At 68.3% G+C, this 23548-nt stretch carries 20 protein-coding genes; 18 read left to right on the top strand and 2 right to left on the bottom strand.

Going from position 1 to position 23548, the window contains the following annotated elements:
- The first annotated feature begins 5 nt into the window (after nucleotides 1-5).
- Genes thrA through thrC form a run of 3 tightly spaced genes read left to right on the top strand, consistent with a single transcriptional unit; the run spans nucleotide 6 to nucleotide 4737 of the window.
- Nucleotides 6-2510, top strand: coding sequence for a bifunctional aspartate kinase/homoserine dehydrogenase I (gene thrA, locus G4G00_RS03290; protein WP_164271183.1), 2505 nt, complete (start codon nucleotides 6-8; stop codon nucleotides 2508-2510).
- On the top strand, nucleotides 2507-3421 hold the full coding sequence (locus G4G00_RS03285; RefSeq protein WP_108761868.1) for a homoserine kinase: 915 nt from the start codon (nucleotides 2507-2509) through the stop codon (nucleotides 3419-3421). The genes thrA and G4G00_RS03285 overlap by 4 nt, the downstream gene beginning before the upstream one ends.
- A gap of 29 nt (nucleotides 3422-3450) precedes the next feature.
- Nucleotides 3451-4737, top strand: coding sequence for a threonine synthase (gene thrC / locus G4G00_RS03280; protein ID WP_164271522.1), 1287 nt, complete (start codon nucleotides 3451-3453; stop codon nucleotides 4735-4737).
- Between the two features lie 34 nt (nucleotides 4738-4771).
- On the opposite strand, the gene G4G00_RS03275 is transcribed toward thrC, so the two are convergent.
- On the bottom strand, nucleotides 4772-5524 hold the full coding sequence (locus tag G4G00_RS03275; RefSeq protein WP_164271180.1) for a helix-turn-helix domain-containing protein: 753 nt from the start codon (nucleotides 5522-5524) through the stop codon (nucleotides 4772-4774).
- Nucleotides 5525-5663: 139 nt separating this feature from the next.
- Between G4G00_RS03275 and hisS the strand changes: the two genes are divergently transcribed.
- The 15 genes from hisS to G4G00_RS03200 all read left to right on the top strand — a co-directional run bounded on the left by hisS (nucleotide 5664) and on the right by G4G00_RS03200 (nucleotide 19871).
- Nucleotides 5664-7058, top strand: coding sequence for a histidine--tRNA ligase (gene hisS / locus G4G00_RS03270; RefSeq protein ID WP_108761870.1), 1395 nt, complete (start codon nucleotides 5664-5666; stop codon nucleotides 7056-7058).
- A 403-nt stretch (nucleotides 7059-7461) separates the two neighbouring features.
- On the top strand, nucleotides 7462-7788 hold the full coding sequence (locus G4G00_RS03265; protein ID WP_240336072.1) for a YerC/YecD family TrpR-related protein: 327 nt from the start codon (nucleotides 7462-7464) through the stop codon (nucleotides 7786-7788).
- Between the two features lie 33 nt (nucleotides 7789-7821).
- Nucleotides 7822-8733 carry an ATP phosphoribosyltransferase gene (hisG, locus tag G4G00_RS03260; RefSeq protein WP_108752942.1) on the top strand — a complete coding sequence of 304 codons (912 nt, stop codon included), beginning with the start codon at nucleotides 7822-7824 and terminating at the stop codon, nucleotides 8731-8733.
- Nucleotides 8730-10025 carry a histidinol dehydrogenase gene (gene hisD, locus G4G00_RS03255; RefSeq protein ID WP_164271175.1) on the top strand — a complete coding sequence of 432 codons (1296 nt, stop codon included), beginning with the start codon at nucleotides 8730-8732 and terminating at the stop codon, nucleotides 10023-10025. Before hisG ends, hisD begins: the two co-directional genes overlap by 4 nt.
- Complete coding sequence (hisC, locus tag G4G00_RS03250) at nucleotides 10022-11113, top strand: histidinol-phosphate transaminase (RefSeq protein ID WP_164271172.1); 1092 nt, start codon at nucleotides 10022-10024, stop codon at nucleotides 11111-11113. Before hisD ends, hisC begins: the two co-directional genes overlap by 4 nt.
- A complete protein-coding gene (gene hisB / locus G4G00_RS03245) occupies nucleotides 11110-12183 on the top strand; it encodes a bifunctional histidinol-phosphatase/imidazoleglycerol-phosphate dehydratase HisB (protein WP_164271169.1) in 1074 nt (357 codons plus the stop codon). Before hisC ends, hisB begins: the two co-directional genes overlap by 4 nt.
- Complete coding sequence (gene hisH, locus G4G00_RS03240; protein ID WP_108752946.1) at nucleotides 12180-12782, top strand: imidazole glycerol phosphate synthase subunit HisH; 603 nt, start codon at nucleotides 12180-12182, stop codon at nucleotides 12780-12782. The genes hisB and hisH overlap by 4 nt, the downstream gene beginning before the upstream one ends.
- Nucleotides 12779-13513, top strand: coding sequence for a 1-(5-phosphoribosyl)-5-[(5-phosphoribosylamino)methylideneamino]imidazole-4-carboxamide isomerase (gene hisA, locus G4G00_RS03235; protein ID WP_108752947.1), 735 nt, complete (start codon nucleotides 12779-12781; stop codon nucleotides 13511-13513). The genes hisH and hisA overlap by 4 nt, the downstream gene beginning before the upstream one ends.
- Nucleotides 13507-14283: an imidazole glycerol phosphate synthase subunit HisF gene (gene hisF / locus G4G00_RS03230; protein WP_108752948.1), complete on the top strand. Its 777-nt coding sequence runs from the start codon at nucleotides 13507-13509 to the stop codon at nucleotides 14281-14283. Before hisA ends, hisF begins: the two co-directional genes overlap by 7 nt.
- Nucleotides 14273-14893 (top strand): bifunctional phosphoribosyl-AMP cyclohydrolase/phosphoribosyl-ATP diphosphatase HisIE, encoded by a 621-nt coding sequence (hisIE, locus tag G4G00_RS03225; RefSeq protein WP_108752949.1) that lies wholly within the window; start codon nucleotides 14273-14275, stop codon nucleotides 14891-14893. Before hisF ends, hisIE begins: the two co-directional genes overlap by 11 nt.
- A gap of 149 nt (nucleotides 14894-15042) precedes the next feature.
- Complete coding sequence (locus tag G4G00_RS03220; protein ID WP_108752950.1) at nucleotides 15043-16632, top strand: calcineurin-like phosphoesterase family protein; 1590 nt, start codon at nucleotides 15043-15045, stop codon at nucleotides 16630-16632.
- A 35-nt stretch (nucleotides 16633-16667) separates the two neighbouring features.
- Nucleotides 16668-16952, top strand: coding sequence for a hypothetical protein (locus tag G4G00_RS03215; RefSeq protein WP_108749468.1), 285 nt, complete (start codon nucleotides 16668-16670; stop codon nucleotides 16950-16952).
- Between the two features lie 91 nt (nucleotides 16953-17043).
- Nucleotides 17044-18066: a glucokinase gene (locus G4G00_RS03210; protein ID WP_108752951.1), complete on the top strand. Its 1023-nt coding sequence runs from the start codon at nucleotides 17044-17046 to the stop codon at nucleotides 18064-18066.
- Between the two features lie 51 nt (nucleotides 18067-18117).
- On the top strand, nucleotides 18118-19116 hold the full coding sequence (locus tag G4G00_RS03205) for a N(4)-(beta-N-acetylglucosaminyl)-L-asparaginase (protein WP_164271166.1): 999 nt from the start codon (nucleotides 18118-18120) through the stop codon (nucleotides 19114-19116).
- Complete coding sequence (locus G4G00_RS03200) at nucleotides 19113-19871, top strand: copper homeostasis protein CutC (protein ID WP_108752953.1); 759 nt, start codon at nucleotides 19113-19115, stop codon at nucleotides 19869-19871. Before G4G00_RS03205 ends, G4G00_RS03200 begins: the two co-directional genes overlap by 4 nt.
- A gap of 73 nt (nucleotides 19872-19944) precedes the next feature.
- On the opposite strand, the gene G4G00_RS03195 is transcribed toward G4G00_RS03200, so the two are convergent.
- Nucleotides 19945-23031 carry a TonB-dependent receptor gene (locus G4G00_RS03195; protein WP_164271164.1) on the bottom strand — a complete coding sequence of 1029 codons (3087 nt, stop codon included), beginning with the start codon at nucleotides 23029-23031 and terminating at the stop codon, nucleotides 19945-19947.
- Nucleotides 23032-23548 lie beyond the last annotated feature (517 nt).

Below are 23548 nucleotides of genomic sequence, written 5' to 3'. Positions count from 1 at the left end.
TCTTCATGTCCGCCAACGCCCCCGCCCATTCCGCTGCCCATCTCGATCTGGCCGCGCCTTCCACTGTCGTGCATAAATTCGGCGGCACGTCGGTGGCCGATGCCGAGCGCTATCGCCACGTAGCCGGTCTGCTGCTGGCCCGCCCCGAAGCGCTGCAGGTCACCGTGGTGTCGGCCATGAAGGGCGTGACCGATGCGCTGATCGAACTGGCCCAGTTGGCCGCGCGCGGCGACGCGGGCTGGCGCGATGCCTGGCATGCGGTGCGTGCGCGGCACCGCGGCGCCGCCGTGGCGCTGCTGGGCGAGCAGGTGGGCGAGACGGTGGAATGGATCGACGCGCGCTTTGACCAGTTGGCCGATGTGCTGGCCGCGCTGGCGGTGATCGGCGAACTGCCGCGCGAGGTGCTGGACCGCGTGCAGGGCCTGGGCGAAGTGTTTTCCGCGCAGTTGCTGGGCAGCCACCTGCGGGCGCTGGGCGAGGACTGCGCGGTGCTGGACGCGCGCGACGTGCTGGTGGTCGGCCACGGCGAACTGGGCGTGGACGTGGACTGGGAGGCCAGCGCCGACCGGCTGGCCAACTGGCGCCTGCAGCACCCGCAGGCGCGGGTGGTGGCCACCGGTTTCGTGGCACGTGACCGCCAGGATCGCATCACCACGCTGGGCCGCAACGGCAGCGACTATTCCGGCGCGATCTTCGCCGCCTTGTTCAACGCCGATGAGCTGCATATCTGGACGGATGTGGACGGCGTGCTGTCGGCCGACCCACGGCTGGTGCCCGAGGCGGTGCAGCTGGAAGCGCTGAGCTACGACGAAGCCTGCGAACTGGCTTACTTCGGCGCCAAGGTAGTACACCCGCAGACGATGTCGCCGGCGATCCGCCTGGGCATGCCGATCATCATCCGCAACACCTTCCAGCCGCTGCATCCGGGCACGCGCATCAGTGCCGAGCGTTCGCCGCGTGGGCCGGTGAAGGGGCTGACGCTCAGCCCCGGCCTGGCCCTGTTGAACCTGGAAGGCACCGGCCTGATGGGCGTGCCGGGTACCGCCGAGCGCGTGTTCTCCGCGCTGCGCCAGGCCCATGTGTCGGTGGTGATGATCTCGCAGGGGTCGTCGGAACATTCGATCTGCTGCGTGGTGCGCGCTGCCGAGGCGGCGCGTGGCCGCGAGGCGTTGCTGCAGGCGTTTGCCCACGAACTGTCGGTGGGCCAGGTGCAGCGGGTGCAGGTGAGCGACGAAGTGAGCGTGCTGGCTGCGGTGGGCGACGGCATGGCCGGCCAGCCAGGCGTGGCCGCGCGCCTGTTCGAAGCGCTGGGCCGCGCCCAGGTGAACATCCTGGCCATCGCCCAGGGCTCGTCCGAGCGCAATATCTCGGTGGCCGTGTCCAGCGCCGATGCGCCGCGTGCGTTGCGCGCCGCGCATGCAGGGTTCTGGTTGTCGCCGCAGACCTTCGCGGTGGGCGTGATCGGTCCGGGCAACGTGGGTGCAGCCTTGCTGGACCAGCTGTTGGCCGCGCGCCCGCAGTTGCTGGCCAAGGCCAATGTCGATCTGCGCGTGCGTGCGCTGGCTTCGCGGTCGCGCATGCGCCTGGAAGCGGAGGTGCTGCATGTCGACTGGCGCGCCGCGCTGCAGGAAAACGGCCAGACCAGTGATCTGGATGCCTTCACCGAACACCTGCTGGCCGCGCACCTGCCGCATGCGGTGGTGATCGACTGCAGCGGCAGTGCCGAGGTGGCCGAGCGCTACGCCGACTGGCTGGCTGCCGGCATCCACGTGGTGACCCCGAACAAACAGGCCGGGGCCGGACCGCTGGCACGCTACCAGCGCATCCGTGCGGCGGCCGCGGCCAGTGGCGCGCGCTTCCGCTATGAAGCCACGGTGGGCGCGGGCCTTCCGGTCATCACCACGCTGCGCGACCTGGTGGACACCGGCGATGAAGTGCTGGCGATCGAAGGCATCTTCTCCGGCACGCTGGCCTGGCTGTTCAACCGTTTCGACGGCAGCCAGCCGTTCTCGGAACTGGTGGCGCAGGCGCGTTCCATGGGCTACACCGAACCGGACCCGCGCGATGACCTGTCCGGCGTGGACGTGGCGCGTAAGCTGGTGATCCTGGCCCGCGAGGCCGGGCACGCACTCAGCCTGGAACAGGTGCAGGTGGAAAGCCTGGTGCCGGCGGCCCTGCGCGCGGGCAGCGTGGACGATTTCATGGCGCGCCTCGGCGACTCGGATGCAGAACTGCTGGCCCGCCTGCAGGCCGCGCGCGAGCGTGGGGCAGTGCTGCGCTATGTCGCGCGGCTGGGCGCAGATGGTGCGTCGGTGGGCCTGCAGGAGCTGCCGGCCGAGCACGCCTTTGCCAACCTGCGGCTGACCGACAACGTGGTGCAGTTCCGTACCCGCCGTTACTGCGACAACCCGCTGGTGGTGCAGGGCCCGGGCGCTGGTCCGGAAGTGACCGCCGCCGGTGTCTTTGCCGACCTGCTGCGGGTGGCTGCCGGTGAAGGAGCGCGGCTGTGATCGCACGTGCATTCGCGCCGGGCTCGGTGGCCAACGTGGCCGTGGGCTTCGACATCCTCGGCCACGCCATTGCCGGGGTGGGCGATACGGTAACCGTGCGCCGCATCGCCGACCCGCTGGTGCGCATCGATGCGATCCGCGGCAGCGAAGTTGCATTGCCGTTGGACGCCGCCGGCAACACCGCCGGCGCGGCGCTGATGTCGCTGCGTGAAGCGCTGGGCCTGGAGTTCGGCTTCGCCATCGAAATCGACAAGGGCATTCCGTTCGGCTCGGGCATGGGCGGTTCGGCGGCCTCGTGCGTGGCCGCTCTGGTGGCGGCCAACGCGTTGCTGGATTCGCCGCTGCCACGCGCAGCGCTGTACCCGCATGCGCTGGATGGCGAAGCGGTGGCCAGTGGCGGCCGCCACGGCGACAACGTGGGCCCGCTGCTGCTGGGCGGGTTGGCGCTGTGCACCGCCGACCGGCTGGTGCCGGTGCCGGTGCCGGCCAGTTGGCACAGCCTGCTGGTACACCCGCAGGCCGTGCTGGAAACGCGGCGTGCGCGGCAGGCGCTGCAGGGCAGCTATGCCCTGGGCGAGTTCGTTGCGCAGAGTGCCAACCTGGCCCTGGTACTGAGCGGTTGCCATCGCAGTGATCCGGAGCTGGTGCGGGCCGGCCTGCGCGATGTACTGGTGGAGCCGCGGCGCGCCGGCCTGATCGCCGGTTTCGATGCCGCCAAGGAGGCGGCACTGGCGGCGGGGGCGATGGGCGCCGGCATTTCCGGTGCCGGCCCCAGCGTGTTCGCCTGGTTCGACGATGCCGACCGCGCGCGGGCCGCGGCGGCGCCGGTGCGTGCCGCGTTTGCGGCCGCCGGCCTGGACAGCGAGGCCTGGGTCTCGCCGCTGGATGCCCCGGGAGCCCACCTGTGCTGAATCCTTCCCCCCTTCTGGAAACCGACGTGATGCATTTCGTATCGACCCGCGGCCAATCACCGGCCGTTGGCCTGAGTGCGGCCATCGCCGCTGGGCTGGCCCCCGATGGCGGCCTGTACGTGCCCGAGCGTCTGCCGTCACCGCGTGTGCTGCAGGCCGGCGCAACCCTGGCCGACACCGCAGCGGATCTGCTGGCGCCGTTCTTCGCCGGTGATGCACTGGCCGATGCGCTGCCTGCGATCTGCCAGCAGGCCTTCGATTTCCCCGTGCCGCTGCGTGCGCTGGGCAACGGCGACCATGTGCTGGAGCTGTTCCATGGGCCCACGGCCGCGTTCAAGGACATCGGCGCGCGTTTCCTGGCCGGTGCGTTGTCGCGCCTGCAGGCCGGCAAGGACCGCGATCTGACCATCGTGGTGGCAACGTCCGGCGACACCGGTGCGGCCGTGGCCGCGGCCTTCCACCAGCAGCCGGGCGTGCGCGTGGTGGTGCTGTATCCCGACGGCCGCGTATCGCCGCGCCAGGCGCATCAGCTGGGCTGCTTCGGTGACAACATCCAGGCGCTGCGCGTGGCCGGTTCGTTCGATGATTGCCAGGCCATGGCCAAGCAGGCGCTGGCCGACACCGCGCTGCAGGCGCAGGTGCCGCTCAGTTCGGCCAACAGCATCAGCCTGGGCCGCCTGCTGCCGCAGATGAGCTACTACGCGCATGCCGCGCTGGTGCACCACGCGCAGAGCGGGCGTCGCCTGAACCTGGTGGTGCCGACCGGCAACCTGGGCAATGCGATGGCGGCGGTGCTGGCGAGGGCGCTGGGTGTGCCGATCGGGCAGATCGTGCTGGCCACCAACGCCAATGCGGTGTTGTCGGCCTACTTCAATGGCGGGCAGTACCAGCCACAGGCCAGCGTGGCCACCGTGGCCAACGCCATGGATGTGGGGGCGCCGAGCAATTTCGAGCGCCTGCGCTGGCTGTACAACGACGATGACGCCGAACTGCGCGCCGCGTTCCGTGCGTTCAGCGTGGACGATGTGACGATCCGCTCGACCATCGCCAGTGAACATGCCAGCCATGGCGAACTGTTCTGCCCGCATACGGCCACGGCGGTAAAAGTGCTGCGCGATCTGCGCGTGCGTGGTGCCAAGGGTGACTGGGCGGTGGTGGCCACGGCGCACCCGGCCAAGTTCGAGGCGGTGGTGGAGCCGTTGATCGGTGAAGCGGTGGCGGTGCCGCCGGCGCTGGATGCGCTGCTGCAGCGCCCGGCGCATGCCGAGCCGTTGCCGGCCGACTACAACGCGTTGCGCGAGGTGTTGTTGCGTTGATCAAGCGCCGCCGGGCCATGCCCGGCGGCCGCGGTCACATCAGCCCGTCACCGGCCAGCGCACTCAGGCCGTCTTCGTCCTGGATCTCCACTACGTTCAGATGGGGCAGGGCGATCAGGCCCTGCTGGCGCAGCTTGGTGAAGGTGCGGCTGACCGTTTCCATGGTCAGGCCCAGATGATCGGCAATATCGCCGCGGCCCATCGGCAGCTGCACGCGCAGGCCGTCGCCGCCCAGGCGGGCCTCGCGCGCGGCCAGGCGCAGCAGGAAATCGGCCAGCTTCTCTGCCGGTTGCAGACGGGCCAGGGCCAGCGCCGCGTCCTGCGCGGCGTCCAGTTCCTGGCAGGCGCGCTGCAGCAGCTTGCGTTCCAGATGCGGGTAGCGCCCGCGCAGGGCGCGCATCTGCGGCATCGCCACCCGGCACACGCGACTGTCCGCAATGGCTTCGATATCGTAGCGGTGGTGGTCGCTGCCACTCAGGCCCAGGTAATCGCCGGGCAGCACGAAGCCGCTGATCTGGCGGCGGCCATCGGCCAGGGTGCGCACCAGACGCAGTGCACCGGCAGTCAATGTATAGACATGCAGGCGTTCTTCACCGCTGCGGGCCAGCGTGCTGCCCACGGCCACCTGCTGCGACACCGTAACCTGTTCCAGCGCCTGCACCTCGTCGGGCGACAGCGCCGAGCACACCGCCAGATGCCGCACCGAGCAGTGCAGGCAGTCCAGCGTGGTGCAGGACGGTGCAGCGGAGGAGGGATCAGCGGGCAGGGCGCCGTCGGGCCGGGACATGGTGCAGGGGCAGATCGCGGGCGGGGAGGGCCTTATGATACTTCATGCGGCCAGACGGCCCCTGATCGGCGCCTGAGCGATGCGGGGCGCTAGAATGTCGCCCCCTCCCACGTTCCCGTTCCTGCAGGAGTTCCGCCCCGTGATCAAGCCCCGTACCCCGCCCGGCACCCTTGAACTGCTGCCGCGCGAGCAGATTGCGTTCCAGCGCATGCTGGACGTCATCCGCCGCAACTACGAGCGCTTCGGGTTCCTGCCGGTGGAAACCCCGGTGTTCGAGCTGTCCGATGTGCTGCTGACCAAGTCCGGCGGCGAAACCGAGCGCCAGGTGTACTTCGTGCAGTCCACCGGTGCGCTGGCCAATGCGGCCGAATCGGGCGACCGTTCGCTGCCGGAAATGGCGCTGCGCTTCGACCTGACCGTGCCGCTGGCCCGCTACGTGGCCGAGCACGAACACGAACTGACCTTCCCGTTCCGCCGCTACCAGATGCAGCGCGTGTACCGCGGTGAACGTGCCCAGCGTGGCCGCTTCCGCGAGTTCTACCAGTGCGACATCGATGTGATCGGCAAGGACAGCCTGAGCGTGCGCTACGACGCTGAAGTCCTGGCGGTCATCCATGCGGTGTTCTCGGAACTGCGCATCGGCGATTTCAGCATCCAGTTGAACAACCGCAAGCTGATGCGCGGCTTCTTCGAAAGCCTGGGCGTGGCCGAGGGCGAGCGCCAGCTGGCCGTGCTGCGCGAAGTGGACAAGCTGGACAAGCGCGGCGCCGATTACGTGCGCGATACGCTGGTGGGCGAGGGCTTCGGGATTCCGGCCGAACAGGTCGAGAAGATCCTGGCGTTCGTAGCGGTGCGTTCGCAGGGCCATGCCGATGCGCTGGCCCAGCTGGCGGCGCTGGAAACCAATGCCGCATCGTCGGACACCCTGCGCGCCGGCGTGGCCGAGCTGCGCGAAGTGCTGCAGCTGGTGCAGGCGCTGGGCGTGCCGGAAAGCGCGTACTGCCTGAACTTCTCCATCGCCCGCGGCCTGGATTACTACACCGGCACCGTGTACGAAACCACGCTGACCGACCACCCGCAGATCGGCTCGATCTGCTCGGGCGGCCGCTACGAAGACCTGGCCAGCCACTACAGCAAGTCCAAGCTGCCGGGCGTGGGCATTTCCATTGGTCTGTCGCGCCTGTTCTGGCAGCTGCGCGAAGCCGGCCTGATCGACGGCATCGAAGCCAGCAGCGTGCAGGCGCTGGTGGCGCTGATGGACGAGCAGGGCATGGCGCAGTCGCTGGACATCGCCCGCCGCCTGCGCAGCGGTGGCATCAACACCGAAGTGCAGATGGAGCCGAAGAAGATCGGCAAGCAGTTCCAGTACGCGGCCAAGGCCGGCATCCGCTTCGTGGTGCTGGCGGGCGAGGATGAACTGGCGCGCGGCGTGGTGGCGGTGAAGGACCTGGTGCGCGAGCAGCAGTTCGAAGTCTCCCGCGACGAACTGGCCAGCACCCTGCAGGTCGAGCTGGAACAGTCGAAGGTGATGTAACGGCCGGTTGGCCGCACGCCGACACGCCAGCAAACGCCCACCACCCGGTGGGCGTTTTTGTTTCCGGGCCGCGTTCCGGGGTCAGAGCCGTCTTCCTTCAGAAAACGAATCCGACCCCTTGCCGTCCCAACAGCTCGCGGCCAACTGTCGAAGGCGGCGTGGGTCCGGTTGAGGGGGCGTGAGCGCCATGGATGGCGCGACCGAGGCTACATGGACGTATTTACGCCGTCCCCCTCAACCGGACCCACCCCGCCAACCCCAGGAAACCAGCTTTTTGCTGTTGCTTCAGTCGAGCATGGCTCGACTCTACAGCGGGTGCAGGGCGCAGCCCTGCCCACAACACCCCTCCAGATTTGACGCACTGCGCAAGAATGCGTTAATGTACTAACGCGCTATTACATTGATGCACAAAATCGACCCCGTGAAAGCCCGCCCCGACATTGCCGCCAAAGACCCGCAGGCCGACCTGGACGCCCTGGCCCAGGCCTTTGCCGCCCTGCGCGCCCCCGACGAGGTCGCCGCCTTCCTGCGTGACCTGTGCACCCCCGCCGAGCTGGAAGCCATGGCCGACCGCTGGAAGGTCGTGCCGCTGCTGCAGCAGGGCGTGCCCTACCGCGAGATCCACGAACGCACCGGGGTCAGCGTGACCACCACCGGACGCGTCGCGCGCACGCTCGAGCATGGCCATCGAGGCTATGCCGTTGCCATCGACCGCCTTGCTTCGCGCTGATCCGCGCCCGTTCCGAACTTCGAGACTTCCCCCATGAGTGCAACCCAGGCAGCGCCGGCACGTGACCGGCTGCGCATCGCCATCCAGAAAAGCGGCCGTCTGGCCGAGCCCGCCCGCAACCTGCTCAGCGCCTGCGGCCTGAGCTGGCGCGAGAGCCGCGACAAGCTGTTCTGCTACGGCGAATCGCTGCCGGTGGACCTGCTGCTGGTGCGCGACGACGACATTCCCGGCCTGATTGCCGACGGCGTGTGCGACCTGGGCATCGTCGGCCGCAACGAGCTGGACGAACAGGCCGCCGCGCGCCGCCAGATCGGCCTGCCCGACGCCTATCAGGCCCTGCGCGGGCTGGGCTTCGGCCAGTGCCGGCTGATGCTGGCCGTGCCCGAAGAGTGGCAGTGGAGCGGTCCGGCGCAGCTGGCCGGTACCCGCATCGCCACCAGCTACCCGGCCATCCTCAAGCAGTGGCTGGGCGAGCAGGGCGTGGATGCGCAGGTGGTGGAACTGTCCGGTTCGGTGGAAATCGCCCCGCGCCTGGGCACTGCCGACCTGATCTGCGACCTGGTTTCCAGTGGCGCCACCCTGCGTGCCAACCAGCTCACGCCCGTGCACAACCTGCTGGACAGCGAGGCCGTGCTGGCCGGTGCAGTGCGCGTGCCCGACGATGCCCGCGCCGGCCTGCGCAGCATGCTGCTGCGCCGCCTGGATGGCGTGGTACAGAAGCAGGACCGCAAGCTGCTGATGTTCCGCGCCAGCGAAGACCGGGTGGACGCACTGGCCCAGCTGCTGGCCGATGCCGAGCCGCTGGTGCGTTTGCCTGCCGATGGGGGCGCATTGCGCCTGCAGACCATGTGCCCGGGTCCGCTGACCTGGCAGCGCATGGAAGAACTGGAGCGCGCCGGCGCCCAGGGCCTGATGGTGTTGAGCGTGGAGCGGTCGCTGGCATGAATCGTCTGATCTGGTCGCAACTTGATGAAGCCGCACGCAGCGAGGCGCTGACCCGCCCGGTGCAGACCGTGGCCCAGCAGACCCGCGATGCGGTGGCTGCGTTGATCGCGCAGGTGCGCACCGAAGGTGACGCCGGCCTGCGCGCCATCACTGCCCGGTTCGACGGCGTGGAACTGCCGTCGTTCGAAGTATCCGAGGACGAATTCGCCGCCGCTGAAGCGGCCGTGCCGGCGGCGCTGCGCCAGGCCATGGTCGAGGCCGCCGAGCGCATCGGCCGCTTCCACCAGGCCGGCATGGGCCAGGGCTATGCGGTGGAAACTGCGCCGGGCGTGGTCTGCGAACGCATGCTGCGGCCGATCGGCCGGGTAGGGTTGTACGTGCCCGCCGGCAGTGCGCCGCTGCCGTCCACCGCGCTGATGCTGGGCGTGCCGGCGCAATTGGCCGGCTGCCCGCAGGTGGTGCTGTGCACGCCGCCGCGCGCCGACGGCAGTGCCGATCCGGCCGTGCTGGTGGCCGCGCGGCTGACCGGCGTGCAGCGCGTGTTCAAGCTGGGCGGGGCCCAGGCCATCGCCGCGATGGCCTATGGCACGGCCAGCATTCCGGCCTGCGACAAGCTGTTCGGGCCGGGCAACAGTTTCGTGACCGAGGCCAAGCAGCAGGTGGCGCAGGACGGCGCGGCTGCCATCGACATGCCGGCCGGCCCATCGGAAGTGCTGGTGATCGCCGATGCCGGTGCGAACCCGGCCTTTGTCGCCGCCGATCTGCTGTCGCAGGCCGAGCACGGCCCCGATTCGCAGGTGCTGCTGCTGACCGACGACGCAGCGATGCTGGCGGCCGTTGAAGCCGAAGTGGAACGCCAGGTCGCATTGCTGCCGCGGCAGCAGATCGCGCGGCAGGCGCTGTCGGCGTCGCGCCTGATCCAGGTCGAGGCGCTGGCCGAGGCCTTCGCCATCAGCAATCGCTACGCACCCGAGCACTTGATCCTGGCGCTGCGTGAACCGCGCGACTGGCTGGCGCAGGTGCAGGCCGCCGGTTCGGTATTCCTGGGCGACTACACGCCGGAAGCGCTGGGCGATTACTGCAGTGGTACCAACCACGTGCTGCCCACCGCTGGCGCCGCGCGTGCCTACAGCGGCGTGAGCGTGGCCAGTTTCCAGAACCTGATCAGCGTGCAGAGTGCCAGCGCGGCCGGGCTGGCGGCGATTGGTGGTTGCGCGCGCATCATCGCCAGTGCCGAGGGCCTGGACGCGCACGAACGCGCCGTGGCCGTGCGCATGGAGGCCGCTGCATGAGCGCGGTGAACGACGTACTGGCGCTGGTGCGCCCGGACCTGCAGGCCTTCGCCGGCTACAGCTCGGCGCGCAGCGCGGCCGTGCAGGGCGATGTCTGGCTGAACGCCAACGAGTCGGCCTGGGCCAATCCTGCCGATACCGTCGGCAGCAGCCGCCGCTATCCCGAACCGCAACCGTTGGCATTGCGCGAGGGCTTGGCCGCGCTGTACGGCGTGCAGCCGCAGCAGCTGCTGATCGGCCGTGGCAGCGACGAGGCCATCGATCTGCTGGTGCGTGCGCTGTGCGTGCCCGGTCGCGACGGCGTACTGGTTACCTCGCCGGTATTTGGCATGTACGCGGTGTGCGCGCGCCTGCAGGGCGCCGCGCTGATCGACGTGCCGCTGGTGGATTCGGCCGAGGGTCTGCACGCCGATCTGGATGCTGTCATCAGCGCCGCGCAGCAGCAGGGCGCCAAGCTGGTGTTCCTGTGCGCACCGTCCAACCCGGCCGGCAGCGATATCAGCCTGGCCGGGATCGAACGTGTGGCCACGGCGTTGCGTGGGCAGGCCCTGGTGGTGGTGGACGAGGCCTACGTGGAATTCGCACAGCGCCCGTCAGCCACCACGCTGCTGGCCGCGCACGCCAACGTGGCGGTGCTGCGCACGCTGTCCAAGGCGCATGCACTGGCTGCGGCCCGTATCGGCACGCTGATTGCCGCGCCGGAATTGATTGCCGTGCTGCGCCGTTGCCAGGCGCCGTATCCGGTGCCGACGCCGTGCGCGGAACTGGCCGTGCAGGCGCTGCAGCCGGCCGCACTGGCCCGCACCGCCGAGCGCGTGGCCACCGTCATTGCCGAACGCGAACGTTTGTTCGCGGCATTGCCGGGCCTGCCCGGCGTGCGCCGCGTGTACCCCTCGTCGGGCAATTACCTGCTGGTGCGCTTTGGCGATGCGCAGGCCGCATTCGACGCCCTGCTGGCGGCTGGCGTGGTGGTGCGTGACCAGCGCGCCGCGCCGCAGCTGGGCGATGCATTGCGCATCAGCATCGGCACGCGTGAAGAGAACGACCGCGTGCTCGCGGCCCTGTCGGCTCGGAGGGCCGCTGCATGACCCCCATTCTGTTCATCGATCGCGACGGCACCCTCATCGAGGAGCCGGCCGACTTCCAGATCGACGCCTACGAGAAGCTGCGCTTCGTGCCGCAGGTTATTCCGGCGCTGCTGAAGCTGCGCGATGCCGGCTACCAGTTCGTCATCGTCACCAACCAGGATGGCCTGGGCAGCGACGCGTACCCGCGCGCCAGCTTCGATGGCCCCAACGACCTGATGCTGCAGATCTTCGCAAGCCAGGGCATCGTGTTCCGTGACGTGCTGATCGACTGCAGCTGGCCGCAGGACAATGCGCCCACGCGCAAGCCGGCCATCGGCCTGATGACCGCCTACCTGCAGGACCGCAGCATCGACTGGGCGCGTTCGGCCATGGTGGGTGATCGCATCACCGACGTGCAGTTCGCCGAGAACCTCAACATCCGCGCTTTCCAGCTGCGTACCGAGCAGTTCGGCGGCGAGTGGGACTGGCCCGGCATCGCCCACGCGCTGGCCGATGCGCCGCGTACCGCCGTGGTCCAGCGCAACACCAAGGAAACGAAGATCCGCGTTGAACTGGACCTGGACCGTGCCGGGGATGCGCACATCGCCACCGGCCTGCCGTTCTTCGACCACATGTTGGAACAGATCGGCAAGCACGGCGGTTTCGCCCTGGACATCCGGGCCGAGGGTGACCTGCACATCGACGAGCACCACACCATCGAGGACACCGGCCTGGCGCTGGGGCAGGCGCTGCGCGAAGCGCTGGGCGACAAGCGCGGCATCGGCCGCTATGGCTTCACCCTGCCGATGGACGAGACCCTGGCCAGCGCCGCGCTGGATTTCAGCGGCCGGCCGTACTTCGTGTTCGAAGGCGAGTTCAAGCGCGAGCGCGTGGGCGACATGCCCACCGAACTGGTGCCGCACTTCTTCCGTTCGCTGTGCGATGCCAGCGGTTTGAACCTGAACCTGCAGGTGCGCGGTGACAACGACCACCACAAGGTCGAGGCGTGCTTCAAGGCGTTGGCCCGTGCGCTGCGCCCGGCGCTGGCCCGACAGGGCACGGCGTTGCCCAGCACCAAGGGGGCGCTGTGAGCGAGGTTGCGCTGATCGATGCCGGCGGTGCCAACCTGGGCTCGGTGCGCTACGCACTGGAACGCCTGGGCGCGCGGGTGCGGCTGGTGCGTGATGCCGAGGGCCTGGCCGGTGCGCAGCGGGTGATCCTGCCTGGCGTGGGCGCGGCCGCACCGGGCATGCAGCGCCTGCACGCGCAGGGCCTGGTGGAACCGCTGCGGCGCCTGGAAGTGCCGCTGATGGGTATCTGCCTGGGCATGCAGCTGCTCTTCGAACGTTCCGAAGAAGCGGGCGTGGACACCCTGGGCCTGATTCCCGGTGTGGTGCGCAAGCTGGTGCCGGCGTGCGGGATCCGCGTGCCACACATGGGCTGGAACCGGCTGCTGCCGCTGCGCGAATCGACCCTGCTGCAGGGCGTGCCCGAGCGTGCCAGCGCGTACTTCGTGCACAGCTATGCGGCACCGCTGAACACCCACACCGTGGCCGCCTGCGATCACGGCGGCCTGTTTACCGCCGTGGTGGAGCAGGGCCGCTACTTCGGCGCCCAGTTCCACCCCGAGCGTTCCGGCGAGACCGGATCGCAGATGTTGCGCAATTTCCTTGAGGGCACCGCTGCATGAGCTTCACCGTCTACCCCGCGCTGGATATCCGTGATGGCCGCGTGGTGCGGCTGCGCCAGGGCGACTATGCGCAGGAAACCCACTACGGTGACGATCCGCTGCCGCGCGCGCAGGCCTTTGCCGCGCAGGGTGCGCAGTGGATGCATCTGGTCGATCTGGATGCGGCGCGAGCGGGTGGTTACACCCTGGCGCCCCTGCTGGCGGCGATACGCGCGCAGACGTCGCTGCAGGTGCAGACCGGTGGCGGCGTGCGCGGCCGCGACGACGTGGCGCGCATCCTCGATGCCGGTGCCGGCCGCGTGGTGGTCGGTTCGCTGGCCGTGCGCGAGCCGGAGACGGTGATCGGCTGGCTGGCCGAGTTCGGTCCGCAGCGCCTGACCATCGCCCTGGACGCGCGCCAGGACGCGCAGGGCCAGTGGCAGCTGCCGGTCCATGGCTGGACCGAGAACGCCGGGGTCACCCTGGATGCATTGGCGCAGCGTTATGCGCAGGCGGGCATGGCCCACCTGCTGTGCACCGACATCGCCCGCGATGGCATGTTGGCCGGTCCGAACATCAGCCTGTACGCGCATCTTGCCGCGCTGTTGCCGGGCGTGGCCGTACAGGCGTCCGGTGGCATCCGCAGCGTGGCCGACGTGGCCGAGGCGCGCGCGGCCGGCTGTGGTGGCGCAATCCTGGGCAAGGCCCTGCTGGAACAGCGCATGGATCTGGGCGAGGCACTGGCATGTTGAGCCGCCGCATCATTCCCTGCCTGGACGTGCGCGATGGCCGCGTGGTCAAGGGCGTGCGCTTCCGCGACCACGTGGACATGGGCGATATCGCCGAACTGGCCCAGCGCTACCGCGACCAGGGCGCCGACGAGCTGGTGTTTTATGACATCGGCGCCAGCCCGGAAGCACGTTCGGTGGACGTGGGCTGGATCGAGCGCATCGCGCGCCTGATCGACATTCCGTTCTGCGTGGCCGGTGGCATCGACAGCGTGGAAACCGCGCGCCGTGTGCTGTTTGCCGGTGCCGACAAGATCTCGATCAACTCGCCGGCGCTGGGCCGTCCCGAGCTGATCACCGAACTGGCCGACGAGTTCGGCGTGCAGTGCGTGGTGGTCGGCGTGGATTCGGTGCGCGAGGCCGATGGCGAATGGCGCGTGCGCCGCTTCACCGGTGATCCCAGCAAGACCCAGGCGGTGCCGTTGCGCACCCTGGACTGGATCGTGGACGCGCAGCGCCGCGGTGCCGGCGAAATCGTGCTGAACTGCATGGACAGCGACGGCGTGCGCCGTGGCTACGACGTGGCGCAGCTGCGCCAGGCGCGTGCAGTCTGCAACGTGCCGCTGATTGCCTCCGGCGGTGCCGGTGCGATGGAGCACTTCGCCCAGGCCTTCGACCAGGCCGACGTGGACGGTGCACTGGCCGCCAGCGTGTTCCACAGCGGCGCCATTGCCATTGCAGATTTGAAGCGCTACCTGCGCGAGCAACAGATCGAGGTTCGAGATGTCTATTGAAGTACGCCCGTCGCCGCAGGCGTTGGAAACCCTGGACTGGGGCAAGGGCGATGGCCTGCTGCCGGCTGTGGTGCAGGACGCCGATACGCTGCAGGTGCTGATGCTGGGCTATGTGAATGCCGAATCGCTGCATATCACCCAGGTGACCGGCCACATGACGTTCTACAGCCGCAGCAAGCAGCGCCTGTGGACCAAGGGCGAGCAGTCCGGCCATGTGCTGGCGGTGCAGTCGATCAGCGTCGATTGTGATGCCGACACCGTGCTGGTGCTGGCGCGCCCGGCCGGCCCGACCTGCCACACCGGCGCGGAAAGCTGTTTCGACGGCGCGCCGAAGGATTTCCTGGGCGGCCTGGGCCAGTTGGTGGCCGTGCGCGATGCGCAGCGACCGCCGGGCAGCTACACCACCTCGCTGTTCGAGGGCGGAATTCGCCGCATCGCGCAGAAGGTGGGCGAGGAGGGCGTGGAGACCGCGCTGGCCGCCGTGGCCCAGGACGATGAGGCATTACTGGGGGAATCGGCTGACCTGCTGTACCACCTGCTGGTGCTGCTGCGCGCGCGCGGCTTGTCGCTGGATGATGCACGGGCGGTGCTGGAGCAGCGGCACCGGTGATCCGCACCCACCCGTAGAGTCGAGCTTGCTCGACTGTTGTGGCCAATGCAGTCGAGCATGGCTCGACTCTACAAGGGCGACAGATAGTGGTGTGCGGACCAACGGTCCGCACCTACAATAGGGGGTCTCTCTGCCCCCGGACTGCCCCCATGAAACTGCCTGCCGCCTGGCTGTGCTGCCTGTTGCTTACTTCGCCGGCATGGGCCGCCGATACCGTGGTGAGCGGCAAGGTCTACCTGGAGCGCGACGGCAAGCCCGGGCGCGGTGCCACCGATCCCGGCCTGGCCGGCGTGCAGGTGTCCAACGGCGAAACCATCGTCAAGACCGCCGCCGATGGCAGCTACAGCCTGCCGGTGCGCGATGGCCAGACGGTGTTCGTCATCAAGCCCGATGCCTATTCCTTCCCGAAGGCGGCCGACGGACTGCCGTCGTTCTGGCGGCACTACCGCCCCAACGGCTCGCCGGCCCTGAAGTACGGTGGCATCGCCGCCACCGGTGATGCCGCCCGCAGTTGGGATTTCGCCCTGCAGGCCGATCGCCACGACAGCCGGCGCGGCTTCCAGATGCTGGTGTTCACCGATTCGCAGACCGCCACCACGCAGGACATCGGCTACTACCAGCAGTCGATCGTCAAACCGCTGGTGGGGCAGACCAAGGCGCGGCTGGGCACCACCCTGGGTGACATCGTCAATGACGACCTGACCCTGTACCCGGCCATCAACAAGGTGACCACCGAACTGGGCGTGCCGTGGTTCCATGTGCCCGGCAACCACGACCTGGATTTCGACGCCGCCAACGATGACCACTCGTTGGACAGCTGGCGCAACATCTACGGCCCGGACACCTACGCGGTGGAAGAGGGCGGTGCCAGCTTCGTGTTCCTGGACGATGTGGTGTACGACCCCAACGCCAAGCCGAAGTATGTGGGCGGCCTGCGCGAGGACCAGTTCGCCTTCCTGGCTGCGTACCTGAAGGGCCTGCACAAGGACCGCCTGCTGGTGCTGGGCATGCACATTCCGCTGTTCGATGCGGCACCGGGGCGTGAGACCTTCCGCCATGCCGACCGCCAGCGCCTGTTCGATCTGCTCAAGCCGTTCCGCAACGTGCTGGTGCTGAGCGGGCACAGCCACACCCAGCAGCACGTCTACCACGGCAAGGCCGAAGGCTGGCAGGGCGACAAGCCGCTGCACGAATACAACGTGGGCGCCAACTGCGGCGCGTTCTGGTCCGGGGTGAAGAATGCCGCCGGCGTGCCGGACAGCACCATGAGCGATGGCACGCCCAAGGGCTATGCGCTGCTGGATGTGGCCGGCAACGGCAGCTACCGCCTGCAGTACCGCGTGGCCGGCGCCCCGGCCAGCGAGCAGATCGGCCTGCACGCGCCGAAGGTGCTGCGCCAGGGCGCCTACCCGGCATGGGGCGTCTACGCCAACGTGTACATGGGCGAGGACGCCAGCGTGGTGGAGTACCGCGTGGATGGTGGCCCGTGGCAGCCGATGAAGCAGGTCAGCCAGCCCGACCCGCGCCTGCTGGTGGAAAACGTGGCCGACGATCTGGCCAGCACCCTGCGCGGCTATGACCGTTCGCCGGAAGCCACCGCCTCGCCGCACCTGTGGCGTGGCGCGCTGCCCACCGGGCTGGCGGTCGGCAGCCACAAGGTGGAGGTACGCTCCACCCAGCCCGACGGTGCGGTGTTCACCGCCACCACCAGTTACAGCCTGCAGACCGCCCAGCCCTGACCGGGCGGGCGGTTGCCACGACGAAAGGACGCGCCATGGAAATCCGCTTCATGGCCGGCACCACGCCGGTCACCCTCAGCCGCCACTGGTTCAGTGGTGCCATGCAGCTGCGCAGCGCCAGCGAAACGGTGTGGGTGCAGCACCCGCTGCACCCGGGCACGCATTTTTCGTTCTCGCTGGTGCAGTCCTGGCTGCGCCATATCGCCGGCCACCAGGTGCTGGTGGAACGCACTCGGCCGCTCTTGTTCGCCGGCTTCCGTCCGCAGCGCCTGCGCGTGCTGGTGGACGGCGTGCAGGTGGCCGAGCAGGAAGGCATGTAAGACGCTGCCGGGCGGGGCATTGCCGCAGCGTTGGCAAAGCCGCTGGGATGCCCGAGAATCGACGCCGATCCGTCGATTCAAGCAGGCCCGTGTGAACGTCGCAGCAGTAGACCCGTCTTCCTCCGACGCCAGCGGCGCCGGCGTTTCGCACAGCGTGGTAGTGGCCGATGTGGGCGGCACCTTCGCCCGTGTCGCGGTGGCCCATCTGGTGCCTGGCCAGACCCCGCGCCTGGGCGGCTACCGCACCTATGCCTGCGCCGACCACGCCAGCCTGGCAGCGATCCTGGCCGACTTCAGTGCCAGCCTGGACCCGCCCGCGCACAGCGCGGTGGTGGCCATTGCCGGCGTGCTCGATGGCGATGTGCTGATCAACGCCAACCTGCCGTGGACCGTTTCGCTGTCGGCCACGCGCGCGCAGTCGGGCCTGGGCGAACTGCAGCTGATCAACGATTTCGAGGCCGTGGCGCTGGCCGTGCCCTACCTGCAGCCGGAAACGCTGGTGCCGCTGAACGGCCCGGGCGACCCGGCGCAGGCGTTCCCGGCGCTGGTGCTGGGCGCGGGCACCGGCCTGGGCGCAGCGCTGCGCTTTGCCGATGGCGACCGCCCGGTGCTGGCCAGTGAACTGGGCCACGCCGCGCTGGGGGCTGGCACCGCGCTGGAACTGCAGGTGCTGGCCAAGCTGCTGCAGCGCTGGCCGCACGTGGACAACGAACGGGTGCTGTCCGGCAGCGGGCTGCTGAACCTGTACCCGTGCCTGTGCGAACTGCGCGGGGTTGCACCGCAGTGGTCGACCACCGAAGCGCTGATCGGCGCCGCGCGCAGTGGCGAGGATGCGGTGGCGGTGGAAACCCTGCAGGTGTTCTGCGCGTGGCTGGGCAGCCTGGCGGGCGATGCGGCCATTGCCGTAGGTGCGCGCTCGGTGTACCTGGCCGGCGGCATTTCCGCCCACGTGCAGGATTTCCTGGCCGACGGGCGTTTCCGCGAGCGCTTCCTCAACAAGGGCGTGCTGGCGGATGTGCTGCGCCAGGTGCCGGTGTGGCGGGTGGAACATGGCCAGCTGGGCGTGCTCGGCGCGGCCGTCTGGCACGCGGCGCGGCTGCCGCGCGGGGGCTGAATCACGCAGCCGGCCCGCGGCCGGCATCGCTTTCTGCAAGGGGAGGGCAACATGGTGGATCGCAGGCAGTTCCTGCAGGCCGGTGCATTGGCCGCAGGCATGGCCGCCTTGCCGGGTGTGCAGGCGCGCACCCAGGGCGGGGCGAAGGTCGTTTCAACGTGGGACTTCGGCGTGCCGGCCAACCAGGCCGCGTGGAAGGTACTGGGCCAGGGCGGCAGCGCGCTGGACGCGGTGGAAGCCGGCGCACGCTGGGCCGAAAGCGAACTGTGCAATCCCACCGTCGGCCATTGCGGCAACCCCGATCGCGACGGGGTATTGAGCCTGGATGCCAGCATCATGGATGGCGATGGCCGCTGCGGCGCGGTGGCTGCCCTGGTGGACATCGCGCACCCGGTGTCGGTGGCGCGCAGGGTGATGGAAAACAGCCCGCATGTACTGCTGGTGGGTGACGGTGCCCAGCGGTTCGCGGTGCAGCAGGGCTTCGAGCGCAAGCGGCTGCTCACCCCGCAGGCCGAGGCGGCCTGGCGCGAATGGTTGAAGACCGAGCAGTACCAGCCGCAGATCAACGCCGAGCGCCGTGGCATCCCCGGCAACAGCGACAACCACGACACCATCGGCATGCTGGCGCTGGACGCCAAGGGGCATCTTGCCGGGGCCTGCACCACCAGCGGCATGGCTTGGAAGCTGCACGGGCGCGTAGGCGACAGCCCGATCATCGGTGCCGGCCTGTACGTGGACAACGAAGTGGGCGCCGCCACCGCCTCGGGCGTGGGCGAGGAGATGATCCGCAACGCTGCCTCGTTCCTGGTCGTCGAGCTGATGCGGCAGGGGCGCACGCCTGCGCAGGCCTGCCGTGAAGCGATCGACCGGGTGGTGCGCAAGCGCCCCGAAGCCAGCCGCACGCTGCAGGTGTGCTTCCTGGCAATGAACAAGCAGGGCGAAGTGGGCGCGTACGCGCTGCATCGCGGCTTCGTCTATGCGGTATGCGATGGCCAGCGCCAGGACGACCTGCGCGATTCGCCGTCGATCTACACGAGCAGCCAGACGTGAGCGCCGCGCTGACGCTGGAGATCGCCAGCAATTCACTGGCATCTGCGCTGGCCGCGCAGGCCGGTGGCGCCGACCGCATCGAGCTGTTCGACAACCTGGGCGAGGGCGGCACCACGCCGTCGTTCGCCAGCATCGCCATCGCACGCGAGCGCCTGCAGATTCCCTTGTTCGTGCTGGTGCGGCCGCGCCCGGGCGATTTCCATTACGACGCGCTGGAAACCGAGCTGATGCTGCGTGACATCGCGCAGTGCCGTGCGCTGGGCTGCGATGGCGTGGTGATTGGTGCGCTGGATGTGCACGGTGGCATCGACATGCCGCTGTGCCGCGAACTGGTGCAGGCGGCGGGGCCGTTGCAGGTCACCTTCCATCGCGCGTTCGATGCCGCACGCGATCTTCCCGCGGCCCTGCAACAGGTGATCGACCTGGGCTGCACGCGGGTGCTCAGTTCAGGCGGGCAGGTGAGCGCCGAAGCCGGCAGCAGCATGCTGGCCGCGCTGGTGGCGCAGGCGGCAGGGCGCATTTGCGTGATGGCGGGCGCAGGCATCGGCCCGGCCAACATCGCCAGGATCGCGCGGCTGACCGGCTGCAGCGAACTGCATGCATCGGCCAAGGGGCTGCGGCGTTCGGCCATGCAATTCCAGAACCCGCTGCTGCGCGGGCTGGATCCCGACTGGCACCAGACCAGCACTGCCACGGTGGCGGCACTGCGCAAGGCGCTGGACGAAGGTGCGCATAAAAACGGCAGCCACCTGTGAAAGCGCAGCTGCCGTGGAGGACCGTTGAACGGGGTCGGATCCCTTCGCAGAAGGGCTCCGACCCCGGTAGCGCTTAGAACTTGTAGGTCGCGCCGAAGTAGATCTGACGGCCCGAATACAGGTTGGAGATCAGGCGCGACTGGGTGTCGTTGCCCAGATAGACGCGCTGTTCCGACTTGGTGGCATTGAGCACCGAGGCGGTGAACGTCAGCGCTTCGGTGAAGTTGTAGGCCACGTTCAGATCCAGCTGGTCGTACGGCTCGGTGTACTGGGTCATGCCGTTGACCAGGCCGCCAACCACTTCACCACGGCGGTTGTACGAGGCGCGGGCCAGGAACCGGTCGGTTTCGTAGAACACCGTCAGGTTGGCCTGGTTCTTGGCACTGCCCACCAGCGGCGATGCACCCAGGTTCTCGCCATTGAGCTCGATCGAGGCCAGGTTGGTGTCGTTGTAGGTGTAGTTGGCCTGCACGCCCAGGCCGAAGTCGAAGGTGTACTGGCCGTACAGCTCCACGCCCTGCGACACCGCATCGCGGCCGTTGGCCTGGGTGCTGTAGTTCTGCACCGTCACCATTTCGCCGCCGACTTCCATCTGCACGTCACGCACGATCGGCACGGTGAAGTTGCTGATGTCCTTGCGGAACAGGCCGACGCCGGCGACCGCGCCCGGCATGAAGTACCACTCCACGCCCAGGTCGTACTGGGTCGCTTCGAAGGCTTCCAGGTTCTTGTTGCTGCCGCTGCCGGCCCAGCCTTCGGTCGGCGCACCGCCGGCAACGCGGCGGTCATTGACGTACTCGGGGCTGTAGTAGCTCAGGCTGCCGGGTGCGGCGATGCTGGTGTAGCTCGGCCGTGCCACCACCTTCGACGCAGCGCCACGCAGCACCAGGTTGTCGGTGATGTCCCAGGCAATGTTGAAGCTGGGCAGCACGTCGGTGTAGGTGCGGTCCGAACCGATCAGCTCGTAGCTCTTCTCGCGTGCCAGGGCATCGGGCAGGCGCACGAAGCCGCTTTCGCAACCATAGGTCGGGAAGGCGGCCGCCGCCGGATCATCGCAGGACATTGGCGCGCCGGAGGCGTTGTCCAGGAAGTAATCGTTGAAGCGTTCGATCGAGTCGCTGGACTGGGCGAACTGCTTGGTGCGCACCACGCGCACACCGACGTTGCCGCGCAGGCGCTCGGTACGGAAGTTGGCCTGGAAGTAGCCGGAGTAGATCTTCTCGTTGACGTTGTAGACGAAATCGTCCTCAACGCGGTTGTGCGACGAACCGTAGGTGGAGTTCAGGTAATCGATGTACGACGGGAAGTTGATGCCCGGGAATACATTCGCGTTGAAGCCACCGGCGATGCCGCTGATCGGGTTGGATAGGAAGAAGCCGGGCTGGGCGATGCCGGCAGTGTTGTCACAGCCGGCCTGGTAGCGGCTGTCATAGTCGGCCGGGTCGGCGCCCTGGCACACCCAGTAGGTGTTGCCGGTGTTGCGGTGGACCTTGCCATCACGGTACTTGGCGCCGAACTGGATCGAGTCCAGCCAGCCGCTTTCGAACATCTTGGTGACATCGGCCTGGAAGTGGTTCTGCTCGACCTCGGTCTGCATCCACGACGAATCGGTGGAACCGGTGTCGACCTCGGCGATGCCATTCATCAGCACCTCCTGCAGGTTCGGCGAGACGGTCAGCGACGGGGTACCGGTCAGGTCCCACGCGGTGTACTGGTTGCCCGATTCCCACACGCCGTTGACGCGGCGGCGCGGCTTGGCCGACATGCGGAAGTTCATCGACGGTCCACCCTCGGACCAGGTGCGGCCACCGCTGAAGGAGGCCTTCCAGAGCGGGCTGATGTCCCAGTCGATGGTCAGGTCGGCGGTCTGCGAGAGCGCCTTTTCGCGACTGTAGCCACCGGTCAGCTGCGGGGTGGGAATGGTGCAGTCGTCCGGTCCCCAGCCGCCCGGGGCCAGGCCGGCGGCAGCGGCTTCGTCTTCGCCGCAGTAGTAGGTCTTGCCGGCCAGCTTTTCGAACTGTGCGCCGGTAACCACGGTGCCACTGGGGTCGAAGCTGAGGCCGTTGAGCAGGCGGCCGCCAGCCCAGTTGCCGTCACCGTTGTAGCGCGCCATGTTCCACTCGGGCACCTTCAGCATGTTCTGCGTGTAGTCGCCGTCCAGCTGAAAGCGGAAGTAGTTGGCGGTCAGGGTCAGGTTGTCGACCGGCTTGAACTGGAAGGTCAGCTGGCCGCCCTTGCGCTCGCGCTTCTCTTCCTTCACCGCGAAGTTCACCGAGGTGGGCATGAAGAAGTCGGTGTAGTTGCGGCCGAACTGGTCGTTGAAGCCGGAGTTGCCCCACCAGTAGTTGATGCCGCCCTGGGTGAGGGCGTTGCCGTTGACATCACGGGCGTCGACGTCAGTGCCGTACCACTGGTAGTTCTCAGTGGTCACTTCCATGGTGCGGCTGGTGCGCTTCTGCTGGGTCACGCCGACCAGCACGCCGAAGCGCTCGTCCTTGCTGTGCCACGAGTACAGCGCCGACGCCTGCGGATCGACATCCTGGTGGGTGTCGGAGGAGACGCCTTCCAGGGTCACGTAGCCGGAGTTGGATTCCATTTCCAGCGGGCGGCGGGTATGCAGGATGACCGTGCCGCCGATGCCGCCTTCGTCAATGCGTGCTTCCGGCGATTTGAACAGCTCGGCGCTGGACAGCATGTTCGACGGCAGCAGGGTGTAGTTGAACGAACGGCTGGCCTCGTCATTGGTTTCGGAGGTGGCGATGTAGTTGCCGTTCAACTGGGTCAAGGTCAGGTCGGGGTCGAGGCCGCGCACGCTGACGCTCTTGCCTTCGCCACCGTCGCGGGTGATGACCACGCCGGGCACGCGCTGCAGCGAGTCGGCAACGTTCTTGTCGGGGAACTTGCCGACGTCCTCGGCGGTGATCACTTCGACCACGGCGTTGGCGTCGCGCTTCTGCTGCAGGCTCTTCTCGATCGCATAGCGGTAGCCGGTGACCTGCACGCTGTCCAGCGTGGTGGCGTCGGCGCTGCCGGTGGTCGGTTGTGCGCTGGCCTGCTGGGCAGCGGCGCCGGTCGGCGCGACGGCTGCGGCCAGGGCCAGTGCGACGGCGAACGACAAGGCGTCGCGGCCGTGCGTACGAGTTGAATGCTTGATTGCCATCTCTCCCTCTCTCATGGATTGATCCGGTGACTGTCGCGGAAACTTGAATCGATCTAATCTGCGGTGCCGATTTTGCTGATGCCGCGCGGCTGCCTGGGCGGCGCGCTGTTGTTCGGGTACGTCCTGTGCCGGTCCCCAACGCCGGGCCATCCCATGGGATCCGCTTGGATCGATCTAAGCGATGGCGGGGCGATTTTTAGCATGGCCAGAGGGTCTGCGCATGCTGCTGCGCAATATTGCAGGGACGTGTCGGCCGAATGATGTTTCGCTGAAACACACTGGAATCGTTTACATGCGCAAAGGGGAGGGGGGTGTTCGGCAGGGCTTGCAGCCCTGCACCTACTGGAAGCCAGGGCAACGTCAACTTCAACTTCAACTTCAAAAGCGGGCTATCCGTGGCTTGGCGGGGCGGTGTGGGCTTGCAGGACACGCCGTGAATCCATCCTTGGAGCAACTGTGTTGTGGGATGGGATTTTGGCCGTCTGGCAGACAGGCACGGCAAAGCCGGCTGCCGGCC

Source organism: Stenotrophomonas sp. B1-1 (genome assembly GCF_010894375.1).
Taxonomy (GTDB): domain Bacteria; phylum Pseudomonadota; class Gammaproteobacteria; order Xanthomonadales; family Xanthomonadaceae; genus Stenotrophomonas.
This window is presented reverse-complemented; position numbering and strand designations above follow the sequence as displayed.